This is a genomic window from Poseidonibacter antarcticus, from assembly GCF_003667345.1.
GTDB lineage: Bacteria > Campylobacterota > Campylobacteria > Campylobacterales > Arcobacteraceae > Poseidonibacter > Poseidonibacter antarcticus.
The window spans coordinates 433117-447966 of the sequence record NZ_RCWF01000002.1; the positions used below are offsets into that span (position 1 = coordinate 433117).

Sequence of the window (14850 nt, forward strand, 5' to 3'; positions counted from 1 at the left end):
TTGTTTTAAAAGTGGTGATTTTTACTTTTAGTTTCATATTTACCTTTTATTGCTTTGGCAAATATATTTAATTTTACTTTATGTTTTTTAGCTATTTTTTCAATTTTTTCTAAATCTTTTTTTGCAAAAGAAAAAAGCATTTCATACTCTTCTCCTGATGTTCCTATTTCTTCTTTTATTTCTTCAAAAAATTCAAAACCAACTTTTGAAGCTTTTGATAAGCGTTCAAGTTCAAAAAACAGACCATCTGAAATATCCATTGAAGCATTTACATATTTTGATACTTCATAGAAAAACTTTGCGTTTAGTTTTGGTTTTAAAAATTTTGATTTTTTAGAAATCTTTACATTAGCGAAAAGTTTTTCTAAATCACTTTTAGAAGATCCTAAATCACCTGTATAACATAATAAATCATCTCTTTTTACGCCTGATCTATAAATTGGCTTTTTAGTTTTTGAAACTATTGTAACTGAAATATCTAATTTTTCATTTGAGATAGTATCTCCACCAATAATAGAAATTCCAAACTCTTTTGCAGCTTTTTTAAATCCATTTGCTAACTGTTTTAAATCTTTTTCATTGTATGTAGTAGGAATAGCAACACTTAAAAGTGCATATTTTGGTTTTGCATTCATAGCAATTGCATCTGAAATATTAACTATCATTGATTTATATGCGATTTGTTTTAAACTCATCCACTCTTTTTTGAAATGAACATTTTGGAAAAATGCATCCATAGAATAGACTGTATTTTTTATTACAGCTCCATCATCACCTATAATTTTATTACTTGAAAATTGTTTTATAAAATACTCTTCTTTATTCATTCGTGATTATACCAAATATGAGCAAAATATACACGCACAAATAAAAATTTTGATAATTATTCATATAGGATAAAAAATATCTTATTTATTTTAATAAAATTGTAGTATAATAATTCTGATTTAAAAAAATACTAGGAGAAAATATGCCAAAAATTAATAAATATGTAGACATTGATACTGTTGAAAGAGAAGCAAAGAAAGATTTAATTGATAGACATTCACCGTTTATTCACTGTGAAGAAACTGCAAAAGCAGGTGAGCCATTTGAAGTAACAGTTAAAATGGGTAATGAATATACTCATCCAGATGATTTCGATCACTATATTGAATCAATCACATTATTTAATGGTGAAACTAAATTAGCTATGGCTACTTACGTTCCAGGAACATTAGGAAATGTTAAAGCACATAATACTACTACTTTCACAATTATTCCAACAGGAAAAAAATTAAACTTAGTAGCTCACGGATACTGTACAAAACATGGTATTTGGGAATCAACTCCAGTAGTTGTAACTGTAGCTGAATAGTCTATAAACACCTAAATATCAAAAAGGTAGGAGTTTTTTAGCTTCTACCTTTTTTTATGCTTTACCACCTATTTAAAATTTATATCATAAATCCTTATTTTTAAACTTATCTTGGTTATCTATCAGTTCAAATATTAATCTTGGAATGGTAACTGGAATTAGAATATTAAGTTTTAATAGTCTCTTTATCAACTTCTTACTTATGAATACATGTTACCTCTTTGTGATTCAAATTGTTTTATATTCATAATAAAATCATTGCATAATATTAATTATATTTTATCTTACCTAGAAAGCTAAAGTTAAGTAGACATATTATATCTTTCCTAGAAAGATATAAAAGGATAAAAATGAGTTTTAAAGAACGATTAATACATTCAATATTATTTGAAATAATGTTAATTACAATTTTTACATTTGCACTTAAATACATAACACATCAAGATACTACTAAAGTTTTTACTCTTGTTATTTCACTTAGTATTATTGCTGTTTTATGGAATTTTATATTTAATTTAATTTTTGATAAATATGTTACAGGCGATAGAGAAAAAAGAACTTTCAAGGTACGTTCTATTCATGCAATATTGTTTGAAATTAGTTTAATCTTACCTACACTTCCACTTATAGCATCTTCATTAAAAATAGGTTTACTAGAAGCTTTTATAATGGATATAGGTTTTATTATATTTGTTCTTGTTTTTACTGTTGTTTATAATTATATTTATGACCATGCAAGATTATCTTTTATATCTAAAGTATAAATTAATAATAAGTTTTTATACTTTAAGTGCACTTCTAAAAATATATCAAAAATTAATATTTTTTCAATAAAATCATTAGATGGGTACATTTATGTAAAAGCAACAAAATGAAGTGCAAAGAATTCTAGAAGAAAAACAAAAACTTTTTGCCAAGCCAGGAATTACGCAAGTTTACCCTTTTGGAAACTTTAAACTAAATAATGTAAAATATCTTAATTATTATAAGAATAATCTAGAAAAGACCTTTTGTAAGGTGCATATAGAATCTAAATTAAAAAATAGAAGGAAATTAAATGGAAAATTATAAAAAAGCATATATTGCAGGCGGATGTTTTTGGGGTATGGAAGATTTGTTTAGAAATAGAAAAGGCATTATTGACACTGAAGTTGGTTATCAAGGTGGCGAAAATGATAACCCCACATATGAAAATCATCCTGGTCATGCAGAAGGTATTGAACTTACTTATGATCCTGCGTTAACATCTTTTAAAGAAATCCTTGACTATTTTTTTAGAATACACAACCCGACAACAATAGATAGACAAGGTAATGATAGAGGGTCAAGTTATCGTTCAACTATATTCATACAAAATGAAGAAGAACAAGAAATAGCTAAAGAGATTATAAAAATTGTAAATGAATCAGGTAAGTGGGAAGCACCAATTGTTACAACATTAGAACCTTTTGATACGTTTTGGCCTGCTGAATCATATCATCAAGATTATTTAGTAAAAAATCCTGGTGGATATACGTGTCATTTTGAAAGATTTGGGTCATTTATTTAATAAAATTAAACTTATATAATGGAAACTATGAAATATTATATTTATGATCTAGAAACTTTTCCCAATATTTTCACTTGTGTTATTCAAAATACTCAAAGTAAAGAGTTAAGAGTATTTGAACTTAGCACAAGAAAAAATGACTTAACAAAGTTTTTAAAAACACTCGAATGGTTAAGTAAAAATGAAAAGATATTAGTAGGATATAATAATCTAAACTTTGATTATGCCGTACTACAGTTCATCTATAAGAATGCAAAGAATTATTCTATAAAAGAACTGGTTTATCAAATATTTCTTTTTGCCAATGGACTTATCAAAAACAATATCATTTACAAAGAAGATAAAAACACTTTAAAAATCAATCAACTTGACCTTATGAAAATCCATAACTTTGACTATAAAGCTACGAGAGTCAGTCTAAAAGTTTTAGAAGTAAATATGTGTATGGATTCTATTGAAGATTTGGATTTTAAAATTGGTGAGAATATAAAACAAAATGAGTTTGATAATCTTATTAAATACAACAAACACGATGTAGAAGCTACCCTACTCTTCTTTGAACACTCAAAGGAAGCTATAGAGTTTAGAGAAGAGTTAGGTGTAAAATATAATGAAAATATGCTCAACTACAGTGACACAAAAATAGGTAAAAGATACTTTATTCGAAACCTAGAAGAAAAGCTTGGAAAAGATATATGTTATTTAAATGGGAAACCAAAACAAACTATTCGAAACTTTTTGGACTTTTCTAAGATTATTTTTGACTATGTTAGTTTTGAAACACCAGAGTTTCAAAGTCTACTTAAATATTTAAAAAAGCAGTATTCAAACTCTATGAACGAAGTCTTTTCAAATATTTCTAAAGACAATTTAGAAGAACTAAGCTCTTTTTGTACACTAAACTCTAAAAATGAAGCTCACTCTTTACACCTAAACTATAAAGGTTTTACTTTTTATCTAGGAACTGGTGGGTTACATGGAAGTGTTGAGAGTAAGTTTTATGATAAAAGTGATGATTTTTTAATCATAGATGTTGATGTAGCAAGTTATTATCCATCTATCGTGATTCAAAACAATTTATTTCCCGAACATCTTGGTATTGAGTTTGTAGGTATATATAAAGAGATTCGAGATTTAAGATTTTCTTATAAAAAAGGTACTTCTCAAAACAAAATGCTAAAACTAGCACTAAACTCAACATATGGAGATACAAACAACCAATTTAGTCCTTTTTATGACTTCAAGATGACTTTGGATATTACTCTAAATGGACAGTTAATGTTGTGTATGCTTGCTGAAAAGCTTATGCAAATAGATTCTCTTTCTTTAATACAAGCAAATACAGATGGTCTTACTTTTGCAATAGCAAAAAAAGATAAGTCAAAATATGAAGATATATCAAATAAATGGCAAGATTTTACAGGATTGGAGCTTGAAGAGATAATATATGAAAAACTCTGGATTAGAGATGTAAACAACTATATAGCGCTAAAAGAAAATGGTGAAGCAAAAAAAATAGGTGCATATAAATACAATCTTGCATGGAATCAAAATCACTCATCTTTAGTAGTTCAAAAAGCAGTAGAAGCATATCTGATAAAAGGTATTTCTATAGAAGAGTTTATACATAATCATAGAAATAAATATGACTTTTTACTGAATTTCAAAGCTACTAGAAATATAGATTTAGTCCTTGAAAAAGTTTACTCACTACAAAAAACTTATATGCCAGTATCTAATACTATTAGATATTTTATAAGTAAAAATGGATTTCCATTAAAAAAGATTCTTCCACCTCTAAACAAAGATTCGCAGCAAAGAGTAATAGGAATAAACGTAGGATATAAAGTAGAACTTTGTAACAATATAGAAGACTTTTCTTACGAATTTTTAGACTTCGATTATTACATAAAAGAGGCTTATAAACTCATAGAACCATTTAATAAGAAACTTGAATCACTTTTTGATTTTTTAGAAGTATAGTGTTAACTTTATATATTTTTTTTATAATATTACTTAATTCTTCATCACAAAGATTTTTTTTCTGTTTTAGAATAAATTGATATTATGCTTATAATCTACTCTTTTTGCTTTATAAAAGATATACTCACAAAATAGATTTTAAGTATCATTAAGTTTAATTTAAATATAGTGTACCTCTAAAAAATTTAAAAGAAAGTAGGTCCATATAGAATGCCAGGTATTAAAGTAAAAGAACATGAGTCTTTTGATGAAGCATATAGAAAGTTTAAGAAACAATGTGATAGAAATCTTATTGTTACTGAAACTAGAGCTAGACGATTTTTTGAACCAAACACAGAAATTAAGAAAAAACAAAAAATTAATGCTAAGAAGAAGATGCTTAAAAAATTACACATGCTTAGAAAATACGAATCTAGATTATAATATCTTAATTCAATCAATAGAAAGGGACAGTTTTTTAACTGTCCCTTTTTTTGTCTATATAATTATATTTTAAATCTCAATATTCACTTTTAGATCACAATTTACCATTCAATAATTTAACACAAATGGTATGTATTAAAAACAATTTGATTTTTTTGCTTAAAAATCATTAAATTATTAAATACCTTTATAAATATTTCCAAGTTTGTTAGAAATATAAATATATTCAGATAGAATTTAACTAAAGAATTTATATACGATAAATCTTTACATCTTTTATATTGTTCTTACAGAAGAAATTAAAATTAGTGCGAAGATTAATAATAAATAAATAAATATGTTCATTACAAGTAAATCACAAAAAGGATAATTATGTCAGGTAAAATAATAAATCTTTTTATATCACCAAATACAAAAAGTACAATGCAAGAAGTAAATCAAATGATTCTTGAAAAAGAAAAAGGAATTTTTGGAGATAGGTACTATAATCAAGAGGGTACATTTTCAAACAAGGGTAAAACTGAACCTGATAGAGATGTAACGTTAATTGAGATAGAAAAGATAAATGAATTTAATGATAATTTCAATCAAGATATAACAGCAGAAGATTTTAGAAGAAATATTGTTGTATCAAACTGTGATTTAAATTCTTTAGTAGATAAAGAGTTCCAAATAGGAAATGTAGTTTTAAAAGGAATAAGACTGTGTGAACCTTGTAAGTATCTTGCAGAGAAATTAGATAATGATAAAGTATTAACTGAAATGATTCATAAATCAGGATTAAGAGCTCAAATTATAAAAGGTGGAAGTATTGAAATGACTTCACAATTAGAAGTTTAAATAAATAATTATTAATTCTTATTCTAAAATCACTTATAATTTGGGATATACTCTATAAGGTACAGTTTTTTGATCTTGTTATTTTATTCCAAAACTTTTTAAATTCTAAATGTGATTTAGTACAACAGAATTAATATTTTATTTTATATTTTAGAAAAATAGAAATAAAGGATTTTCTTATTCAATTCCAATGCAGCACTGATCTTTCAAATCACAAATAAGTAATTCGAGTAATTCAAAGTTTGCGATACAATGTAAAGTTCTTCCATCTCTTATTTGTTGTATTAAGTCTGCATTTAATAATTTTGTGAGATGATGAGAAAGCGTAGAACCAGGAACATCTAATTGTTCTTGAATTTTACCTACACTTAGTCCCTTCTCTCCTGCTTTAACTAAGAGTTTAAAAATTTTTAACCTTGTAATATTTCCTAATTGTGCTAAACAATTTGACAATTTCTCTTCATTCATTATAAGTCCTAAATTTTTACTATAAGTATATCAATTTTAAACAGTAAACTATATTATAAATATTAATCTTTTAATAACTTAAGTAGCTTTTATATATAAAATAAATGCCTATGTTTTCTATGCAAAATATAAGTTGACCAAAAACCCACAAGCAATTGCCATTGTAAATACAGCAATAATAAAAAATATCATAATTGGTAGTTTAAAAATTTTTTTTAACATAATCATCTCAGGTAAACTTGCCCCCGCACCTGCAACAGTTAAAGCTAAAATAGAACCCATACTTACCCCTTTATCTAATAAAGCAGGAGCAAGACCAACCATAGATTCAGCCCTAATATATAAAGGAACTCCAATTAATGCTGATATTGGTACTGCAAATGGATTTTGGCTGCTTGCATATTTTGTTAACCATTCTTCTGGCACAAAACCATGTACAAAAGCACCAATAGCAATACCGATTGCAATATAAGGAGCAAAACTTAGGAATTGTTTCCATGTTTTATTTATTATTGTTTTATCACCAATTTTTTGCCATGTACTTTCTTTTTTAATTTCTTGTTTTTCAGAAGCTGAATCACAACATGCATTTTGTGAAATAAATTGTGGTTTTATATTTGTAAAACTTGATAGTTTAACTGGTGTTAATTGAACTTTTGGTGTTGAATCACAACAAGAAGTTACAACTTCATCTTCTGCAAAAATCTCTTTTTTAATGTATTTTTCAAAACCAAATTTTTCTAATGTATACCCTGCTAGTATAGATACAAAAAATGCGATTAAACCATAAATTAACGTTACTTCATAACCAAATGCAGACCAAAATACTGCGATAATAATTGGATTTAATAATGGTGATGTAAATAGAAAAGTCATAATTGGACCAAATGAAGCTCTAGCTTTTAATAATCCTAATGTCAATGGAATAGTTGAACAAGAACAAAATGGTGTAATAGAACCGAATACAGATGCAATTAAATATCCACCTTTATTTGATGATAATACTTTTTGAACTTTTTTGGAATTGATAAATAGATTTATAAACTCTACAAGAAAACTTACCGCTAAAAATAAAACTGCAAGTTCAATAAAGTTAAAAACAAAAAAATTGCCTGCTTGTGATAAATGATCTAATAACTCTGGACTCATTTTTACTCCTTATTTTGTATTTCTAGAATTGTAGAATAATAAAACTTAAAATAAACTTCTATAATTCTAGTATTATAGAAATATAGAAGCTTTAATTAGACTTTTTGAAAAGTATGAGCTAGTAATTCAATAAGTAGTAATCAACTAACTATACTAAAAGCAAATAAATAATTCATTTTCTAACTCCTTAGAAATTTGGATTATTTTATATTCACTAATGTTATAATTATAAAAAGTGAAAAAATGAAATTAAAAATATATCAAATAGATGCATTTACAAATACTATATTCAAAGGAAACCAAGCAGCTGTAATTATTTTAGATAAGTGGTTATCAGAAGATAAAATGCAGGCTATTGCAATTGAAAACAACTTGTCTGAAACAGCTTTTGCAAAAAAATGTGATAACACTACCTATGAAATTAGATGGTTTTCACCAATAACTGAAATAGATTTCTGTGGACATGCTACATTAGCCACAGCTTTTGTTTTATTCCAAGAAGATAGTTCTATAAACGAAGTAATTTTCTTAGCTAAAGCTGTTGGAAGTTTAAAGGTGAAACAATTAGATGATGGTTATATTGAAATGATATTTCCAAATAGAAAGCCAAGTAAAGTTAAATCAATTCCTCTGGAATTAAAAAAAGGGCTTTCTATTGAGCCTATAGAGGTTTATATAAATCAACAAACTTATTTTGTAATCTACTCAAATGAAGAAGATGTATATAATGTTCAAATAAAATTAGATGAAATTAAAAAACTTGGACCATTAGATGTAACAGTTACATCTAAGTCAACGAAGTATGATTTTATTTCAAGATATTTTTGGCCTGCTAATGGTGGAATTGAAGATCCTGTTACTGGATCAATGCATACAGGTTTAGCTCCATTATGGGCAGAGATATTAGACAAAAACGATTTATTAGCTTGTCAAGCTTCTAAACGTGGGGGAATTCTAAAATGTAAAGTTAATAAGGATCATGTAATTATTCAAGGACAAGCTGTTCAATATCTAGAGGGATATATAAATATTTAATATCAAAACTTATACATTTATTGGTATTGTATATATACTATAGTTAGCTTGGAAAATTACAAATTCATCACCTAGATTTAAAGAAAATGATGAAAGTTCTAAACCTCTAAGATTGTTTATGTAACTTCATTTGGGAATTCTCTTCCTCAAGTTATAGTTATTCTTTATGGCAATTTTAATATCTCCTAATTCTTGGGCTTTAGTTATGATTTAATGTAGCTAAAGCACTTGAAGGTGGGGTATCCCTCATAAGAAAAATATAAAAATAGTCACACATATTTACCATTAGTTTAAGAAAGCAAAAAAAATTAATTTTACTCTTTTTGTTTAAATATAAAAAGATGTTTATCTAAATTTTCAAAATAAAAAACCTCTATTTCAAATGATGTTTTATTGTTATTTGTTTCATAGAGTTTTATTTTATGTTTTCCTTTTGTAAATAAAGTTTTTTTTAGTAAATCAATTTTTTTAATATCATGCTCTATTAACTGAAAAAAATCCCCTTTTTCTTCATCCCATAACTCTTTTATAGTTTCTATTCCTAGATAATCTCTAAAAGATTTATTGATACAATATAGTTGTTTATGAACAAAAGTCACGATAAAAATTGGGGAACTATCAATTACACTTTGCATAAGTTTATTTTGTTCTTCTAGTTCTTTTATAGCTGATAATTTAATTTGATTATCTTCTTCTATCCCAATACTTTTTAGCTTATATCCAAAAGTTTTTTTCTGTTCAAAGATATCAACTTCTAATTTTTTTCTTATTCGATTAATAATAGTTCGTACACTTGTAGTACTAGATAGTTTTAATGAGTTTGCTAATAATGATGTAGAAATAAATTTAAAAGAGGATAGAGCATTTATAAGTGCTTTTTCTTGAAGAGTTAGTTTAATGGTTTTTTTATCTTGTATGATAATCGAGTTATCTAAATCTATTCTTGTAATATTATCAAGTTTTAGTATCTTTTCTTTTTTATTTTTAGAAAAATATTTGCACCAACTTACTAATTCTTCATCATAAAAAGAGATATTTATATAGTTTAAAAAAGAGTTATCAAGACAAAGTTTTATCTCATTGCTATTGTTTACTATAAAAAGTATATTTGAAAAATTGATTCTATTTTTATAAGAGGTTAATGCTGTATCATCAATAGTTTGTACATCAACAATCCACAAATCAACCTCTTGGATATGAATAGATTCTTTCATATCCAAGCTGTTTAAAATAAGTGTTATTTTTTCTATAAGATTTTGTTTTGTTGATACTATTTTATAATTCATATGAAATTATATCAAATTACTGATTATGCCTCTTGTCTAGTTGCTGCAATTACAAGTTCTCTTATATTTACATTTTGTGGTTGAGAGTAAACAAAGGCAATACTTCTTGCAATATCATCAGGAACTATCACACCATTCATAGATTTTTTCCACTCTTCATATCCTGCTTTTATCTCTTCATCTGTAGTATGAGATAATAGTTCAGTTTCTACAGCTCCTGGAGCTATTGTGATAACTCTTACATCAAAAGGAGCTACTTCTTCTCTTACATTTTCGCTGATTCCATGTACAGCAAACTTTGTACCGCAATAAGCAGCGTGTGCGGGAAATGTTTTTTTACCTGCTATTGAAGAGATATTTATAATAGTTCCTGTTCGTCTTTCTTTCATATCACTAAGAACTGCTTGCATACCATTTAAAACGGCCATAACATTTAAGTCAAACATTCTTTGCCATTGCGATAAATCTTGAGTATCTATACTTCCAAGTAACATTGCACCTGCATTGTTAACTAAACATCCAGTTTTCCCATATTTTTCTTCTGCATTTTTAATAGTAGTTTTTACTGCTTCAAAATCAGTAACATCAACTTTTGCACAAATTGTATTTGGTAAGTTTAAAGTTTCTAGTTTTTCTACTCTTCTTGCAATAAGAAGTAGTGGATGACCTAAGTTACTAAATGTTTTTGCTGTAGCTTCACCTATTCCTGAACTAGCTCCCGTTATTACAATTAATTCTTTCATATTTATATCCTCGTATTTTTTATGGCGAAAGTATAAAGTATTTATCGTTTCAAAATCGTTTCAAATATAATCTCTTTTTTTAGCTTAATGAAAAAAATTCGCTCCTAAAAAGGTTTATAAAAGTGTACTTTATAAGGTTTTCTTTGCGAGGTATCTACGTGAGTGTAGCGAGGAAATCCGCTAGGGGTGTTATTGCCTTTTTAATGTTTTATTATTTAAAATTAACAAATTTTTTAATCTATGTAATAAAAGAATAAATTAGTCTATACTTATTAAAATATTATTTACATATAGCCAGTAAAAAAACTTTTGAAAAAATTTCTACAGAAGAAGGAATCTCTTCTTCTAAGAAACTCCCAAATCCCATGTATATAGCTTTAAATGTTGCAGTAGAATCTGAATGTATATAATAAAGTTTAATTCTTTTACTTATTGCTTCTTTTTCAAGTATTTCCCAATCTATTTTTACAATTGGTGTAATTACTATAGATAATCCACTTCCTTCTCTTATTATTTTAATCTTATCCTTTAAATAAAAAAGTAAAGATTCTTTCATAATATCATGTTTCTTTTTATTTAGAATTCTAATTTTTCGTATGTGCTTTTCCCAATAACCATCTTTCATAAATAATTCAAGTGTTTTTTGTGTATTAATAGATACACCAGAGAAATGATAATTAAACTTCTCTTTGTATAGAGGTAATAATGTTCTGGGTAGAACAAGATAACTTACTCTTAATGCAGGAGAAAGAGATTTTGAAAATGTACCTGTGTAAATAACACAATTGTTATGACTAATTCCTGTAATGATGGAATTGGCCGATTGTTATAACTTAATTCACTATCATAATCATCTTCAATAATATATGCATTATTTTTTGTAGCCCATTGTATAAGTTTAAAACGATTTGAAATAGGAATAGTTACACCTGTTGGATATTGATGGGAAGGGGTAACATATAAAAGTTTAGACTTACTTTTTTCTATATGTTCTAAACTAATACCATCTTTATTTATTGAAATATTTTCTATTGAATAATTAAGATTTTTGAATACTTGCTTTACTACTGAATATCCTGGGAATTCAATTCCTAATTGTGAAGTAGAAGATTTTAATATTGTAGCAATAATAAACATTGCATCTGCAAATCCACTACATATGATTATTTGATCAGGATTACATTGAACTCCTCTATTGTGACTTAAATATTTTGATATTTGTACTCTAAAAGAATATTCGCCTTGCTTTTGGGGATAACTCCCAAAATTAATCATATCTTTCATAACTTTGTTATGTAATCGAGACCATAGTTTATTAGGAAAATTATCATTATGTAATTGCACAGGATAAAAATTATATAAAAAATTTGTAGTAGTTGGTGGGGAAACATGCTGAAGTGTTTTTTTTAATGGTAAATAATTCTCTATATCTTTACTCACAAAATACCCACTTTGTGGATAACTTTCGATATATCCTTCTGCAAATAATTGACTGTAAGCTGATTCTACTGTGTGTTTACTTATTTGATAATCTTGAGCCATTTGTCTAATAGAAGGAAGTTTTGTTCCAGCAAGCAAATTTTTTTCAATATTGATTTCAATATTAATTTTAATTTGATTATAAAGTTGAATATATAAAGGTGTTGATGAATTAATAAGCTTATATATAACTGTCCCTTTTATTTATCTATTTTTGTACCTTGAATAAGTTACAGTTGTATGTTATTATACCACCTGAAAACTTAAATAAATAGAGTTATTGGAGAAATAAATAGAAACAAAAATAGCAAAAGTTTTATTTATTAAAACAGGAAAAGTTACTACAAGACTCTTAGAAAACAGTAAAAGAAAAGAGATTATATCAGGAATAAAGAAATATCCTGTTGAAAAATCATTTCTTACTAAAACTGGATTTTTAGATGATGAACAAGGCGATTTAATTCATCATGGAGGAGAAAATAAAGCACTTTTTTTATTTTCACAGAAAACATATGAGCAAATTAATAAACAACTAAAAACAACTTTTGAGATTAATGGTGTTGCACATTTTGGGGAAAATATAATTCTAAGTGCTGTTACAGAAAATGATATTTGTATAGGAGATATTTATCAACTAGGAGAAGCAAGAATACAAATCACTCAACCAAGGCAACCTTGTTGGAAATTAAGTGCTAATACAAATAAAAAAGAGATGACAAAATTTATTTTTCAAAGTGGCCTAACAGGTTGCTATGCAAAAGTTTTAGAGGAAGGCTTTATTACTGTAAATGATACTCTTATTTTAGAAAAAAGAGACTATCCAAATATCAGTATTAAAAAATTGAATAAACTTATAATAAATCCATTATATGATGAAAAAATTATGGAAGAAGCTTTAAGTTGTAAAGAATTAGGAAAGCCTTTTTATAAATCTCTCTTTCAACGATATAAATTAAAAGATAAAGATGATCAATTCACCTTCTATCACAAGTAAAGGAACAAAAATGGATAAAACAAATTATTTATTACCATTATATAATAGATTAGACATTTCATTTGTAAAAGGAAAAAAATCAATTTTATATGATGAAAAAGGAAAAGATTATGTAGATTTTTCTTCTGGAATAGGAGTAAATAGTTTAGGTTATTGTAATAAGAAAGTTATTAAAACCATTAAAAAACAAGCAAATAAGATTTTACATTCATCAAATATATATCATATAAAACCACAAAAGGAATGTGCAAAAAAAATTGTTGCATTAAGTACATATGATATGCAATGCTTTTTTTGTAATAGTGGTGCAGAAGCCAATGAAAGTGCTATTAAATTAGCTCGTAAATATGGAAATATAGCTTTTAATAAAACTAAATATAAAATTATAACTATCAGAAATTCTTTTCATGGTAGAACAATAACAACTTTAAAGGCAACGGCACAAGATGATAAACATAAATATTTTGGACCTTATCCTGATGGCTTTGTTTATGCTGATAATATAAATGAAGCAATATCTTTAATAGATGAGGATACTGTTGCTGTAATGATTGAGTTAATTCAAGGAGAAGGCGGTGTCTTTATGCAAGATAAAGCACAAGTGCGAGAATTAAGTAAAATATTAAAAAAGAATAAATTATTACTAATAGTAGATGAAGTTCAAACAGGAGTTTATAGAAGTGGCAATTTTTTAATGTCTCAACATTATGAAATTACTCCCAATATTATAACTTTAGCAAAAGGATTAGCTACAGGAATTCCTATAGGAGTTATGATGACAAACTTAAAGAATATTTTTGCAAAAGGTGATCATGGCTCTACTTTTGGAGGGAATCACCTCTCAACGTCTGTTTCAAATACTGTTCTAAATATATTAGAACAATATAAGAATAGTGGGAAACTTGAATCTAATATCAAATATTTTAACAAATATATAGACTATTTCATAAAAAAATATCCGTCTTTATTCTTATCTAAAACTGGATTTGGTTTAATGCTGGGAATTACATTAAAAGAAAAAGTGAATTTAGATGAAATAGTACAATTATCACTCAATTATCGGATTTTAGTGCTTAACTCAGGTACTAATATTTTAAGATTTTTACCTCCATTGAATATAAGTAAAAAGGAAATAAAAATTGGCTTCAAAAGATTTGAGAAGATTGTAAGAAAATTAAATATAAGAAAGCAATAATAAGAAAGGCAAAAAAAGCAAAAAAAAAGCTTAGCTCTTCACACTAGAATAAGTGTAAAAAGCTAAGCTAATTTGAAATAAAAATAAATACTCAAGAGCTGGCAGTGACCTACGTTTCCGACAAGGGGACCCTGCAGTATTATCAGCGATGAAGAGCTTGACTTCCAGGTTCGAAATGGGACTGGGTATTTCCTCTTCTCTATAACCACCAGCAAAACTGAGTAATCAATATACTAAAATTATAAAATCTATAATATGAAAATTATAAATTCTAATCTAATATACTCATTACTCAACTTATATGTTGAGTAAAAGATATTTTAATGTTAAAGTCACACAATGTATACTT

The 14850-nt window shown here is 26.4% G+C and carries 16 protein-coding genes and 1 rRNA gene; 9 read left to right on the top strand and 8 right to left on the bottom strand.

What is annotated here, in order from left to right; genetic code table 11:
• Nucleotides 1-5: 5 nt before the first annotated feature.
• On the bottom strand, nucleotides 6-827 hold the full coding sequence (locus D9T19_RS04910) for a thiamine-phosphate kinase (RefSeq protein WP_121627087.1): 822 nt from the start codon (nucleotides 825-827) through the stop codon (nucleotides 6-8).
• Between the two features lie 143 nt (nucleotides 828-970).
• Between D9T19_RS04910 and D9T19_RS04915 the strand changes: the two genes are divergently transcribed.
• The 6 genes from D9T19_RS04915 to D9T19_RS04945 all read left to right on the top strand — a co-directional run bounded on the left by D9T19_RS04915 (nucleotide 971) and on the right by D9T19_RS04945 (nucleotide 6152).
• On the top strand, nucleotides 971-1357 hold the full coding sequence (locus tag D9T19_RS04915) for a class II SORL domain-containing protein (RefSeq protein WP_121627088.1): 387 nt from the start codon (nucleotides 971-973) through the stop codon (nucleotides 1355-1357).
• 350 nt (nucleotides 1358-1707) lie between these two features.
• Complete coding sequence (locus D9T19_RS04920; protein WP_121627089.1) at nucleotides 1708-2121, top strand: PACE efflux transporter; 414 nt, start codon at nucleotides 1708-1710, stop codon at nucleotides 2119-2121.
• Nucleotides 2122-2414: 293 nt separating this feature from the next.
• Nucleotides 2415-2906 (top strand): peptide-methionine (S)-S-oxide reductase MsrA, encoded by a 492-nt coding sequence (msrA, locus tag D9T19_RS04930; RefSeq protein WP_121627091.1) that lies wholly within the window; start codon nucleotides 2415-2417, stop codon nucleotides 2904-2906.
• Between the two features lie 27 nt (nucleotides 2907-2933).
• A complete protein-coding gene (locus D9T19_RS04935) occupies nucleotides 2934-4889 on the top strand; it encodes a hypothetical protein (RefSeq protein ID WP_121627092.1) in 1956 nt (651 codons plus the stop codon).
• A gap of 210 nt (nucleotides 4890-5099) precedes the next feature.
• On the top strand, nucleotides 5100-5312 hold the full coding sequence (rpsU, locus tag D9T19_RS04940; RefSeq protein ID WP_121627093.1) for a 30S ribosomal protein S21: 213 nt from the start codon (nucleotides 5100-5102) through the stop codon (nucleotides 5310-5312).
• 372 nt (nucleotides 5313-5684) lie between these two features.
• A complete protein-coding gene (locus tag D9T19_RS04945) occupies nucleotides 5685-6152 on the top strand; it encodes an MOSC domain-containing protein (RefSeq protein ID WP_121627094.1) in 468 nt (155 codons plus the stop codon).
• Nucleotides 6153-6329: 177 nt separating this feature from the next.
• Here D9T19_RS04945 and D9T19_RS04950 read toward each other — a convergent pair whose 3' ends face one another.
• Entirely contained in the window at nucleotides 6330-6620 is a 291-nt protein-coding gene (locus D9T19_RS04950) for an ArsR/SmtB family transcription factor (protein ID WP_121627095.1), read from the bottom strand.
• Nucleotides 6621-6737: 117 nt separating this feature from the next.
• Nucleotides 6738-7769, bottom strand: coding sequence for a permease (locus D9T19_RS04955; protein WP_121627096.1), 1032 nt, complete (start codon nucleotides 7767-7769; stop codon nucleotides 6738-6740).
• Nucleotides 7770-8012: 243 nt separating this feature from the next.
• Here D9T19_RS04955 and D9T19_RS04960 point away from each other — a divergent pair, with 243 nt between their 5' ends.
• A complete protein-coding gene (locus tag D9T19_RS04960) occupies nucleotides 8013-8804 on the top strand; it encodes a PhzF family phenazine biosynthesis protein (protein ID WP_121627097.1) in 792 nt (263 codons plus the stop codon).
• A gap of 314 nt (nucleotides 8805-9118) precedes the next feature.
• On the opposite strand, the gene D9T19_RS04965 is transcribed toward D9T19_RS04960, so the two are convergent.
• The 4 genes from D9T19_RS04965 to D9T19_RS14670 form a co-directional block, all read right to left on the bottom strand.
• Nucleotides 9119-10090 (bottom strand): hypothetical protein, encoded by a 972-nt coding sequence (locus D9T19_RS04965; protein ID WP_121627098.1) that lies wholly within the window; start codon nucleotides 10088-10090, stop codon nucleotides 9119-9121.
• A gap of 23 nt (nucleotides 10091-10113) precedes the next feature.
• Nucleotides 10114-10833, bottom strand: a complete 720-nt coding sequence (locus tag D9T19_RS04970; RefSeq protein WP_121627099.1) for an SDR family oxidoreductase — start codon at nucleotides 10831-10833, stop codon at nucleotides 10114-10116.
• Between the two features lie 280 nt (nucleotides 10834-11113).
• Nucleotides 11114-11458, bottom strand: a complete 345-nt coding sequence (locus D9T19_RS14665; RefSeq protein ID WP_228197963.1) for an aminotransferase-like domain-containing protein — start codon at nucleotides 11456-11458, stop codon at nucleotides 11114-11116.
• Nucleotides 11459-11568: 110 nt separating this feature from the next.
• Nucleotides 11569-12411 carry an aminotransferase-like domain-containing protein gene (locus D9T19_RS14670; protein WP_265936261.1) on the bottom strand — a complete coding sequence of 281 codons (843 nt, stop codon included), beginning with the start codon at nucleotides 12409-12411 and terminating at the stop codon, nucleotides 11569-11571.
• A 361-nt stretch (nucleotides 12412-12772) separates the two neighbouring features.
• Between D9T19_RS14670 and D9T19_RS04980 the strand changes: the two genes are divergently transcribed.
• A complete protein-coding gene (locus D9T19_RS04980; RefSeq protein ID WP_228197968.1) occupies nucleotides 12773-13306 on the top strand; it encodes an MOSC domain-containing protein in 534 nt (177 codons plus the stop codon).
• A 10-nt stretch (nucleotides 13307-13316) separates the two neighbouring features.
• Nucleotides 13317-14501, top strand: coding sequence for an acetylornithine transaminase (locus tag D9T19_RS04985; protein ID WP_121627101.1), 1185 nt, complete (start codon nucleotides 13317-13319; stop codon nucleotides 14499-14501).
• Nucleotides 14502-14597: 96 nt separating this feature from the next.
• Here D9T19_RS04985 and rrf read toward each other — a convergent pair.
• A 5S ribosomal RNA gene (gene rrf / locus D9T19_RS04990) occupies nucleotides 14598-14714 on the bottom strand.
• Nucleotides 14715-14850 lie beyond the last annotated feature (136 nt).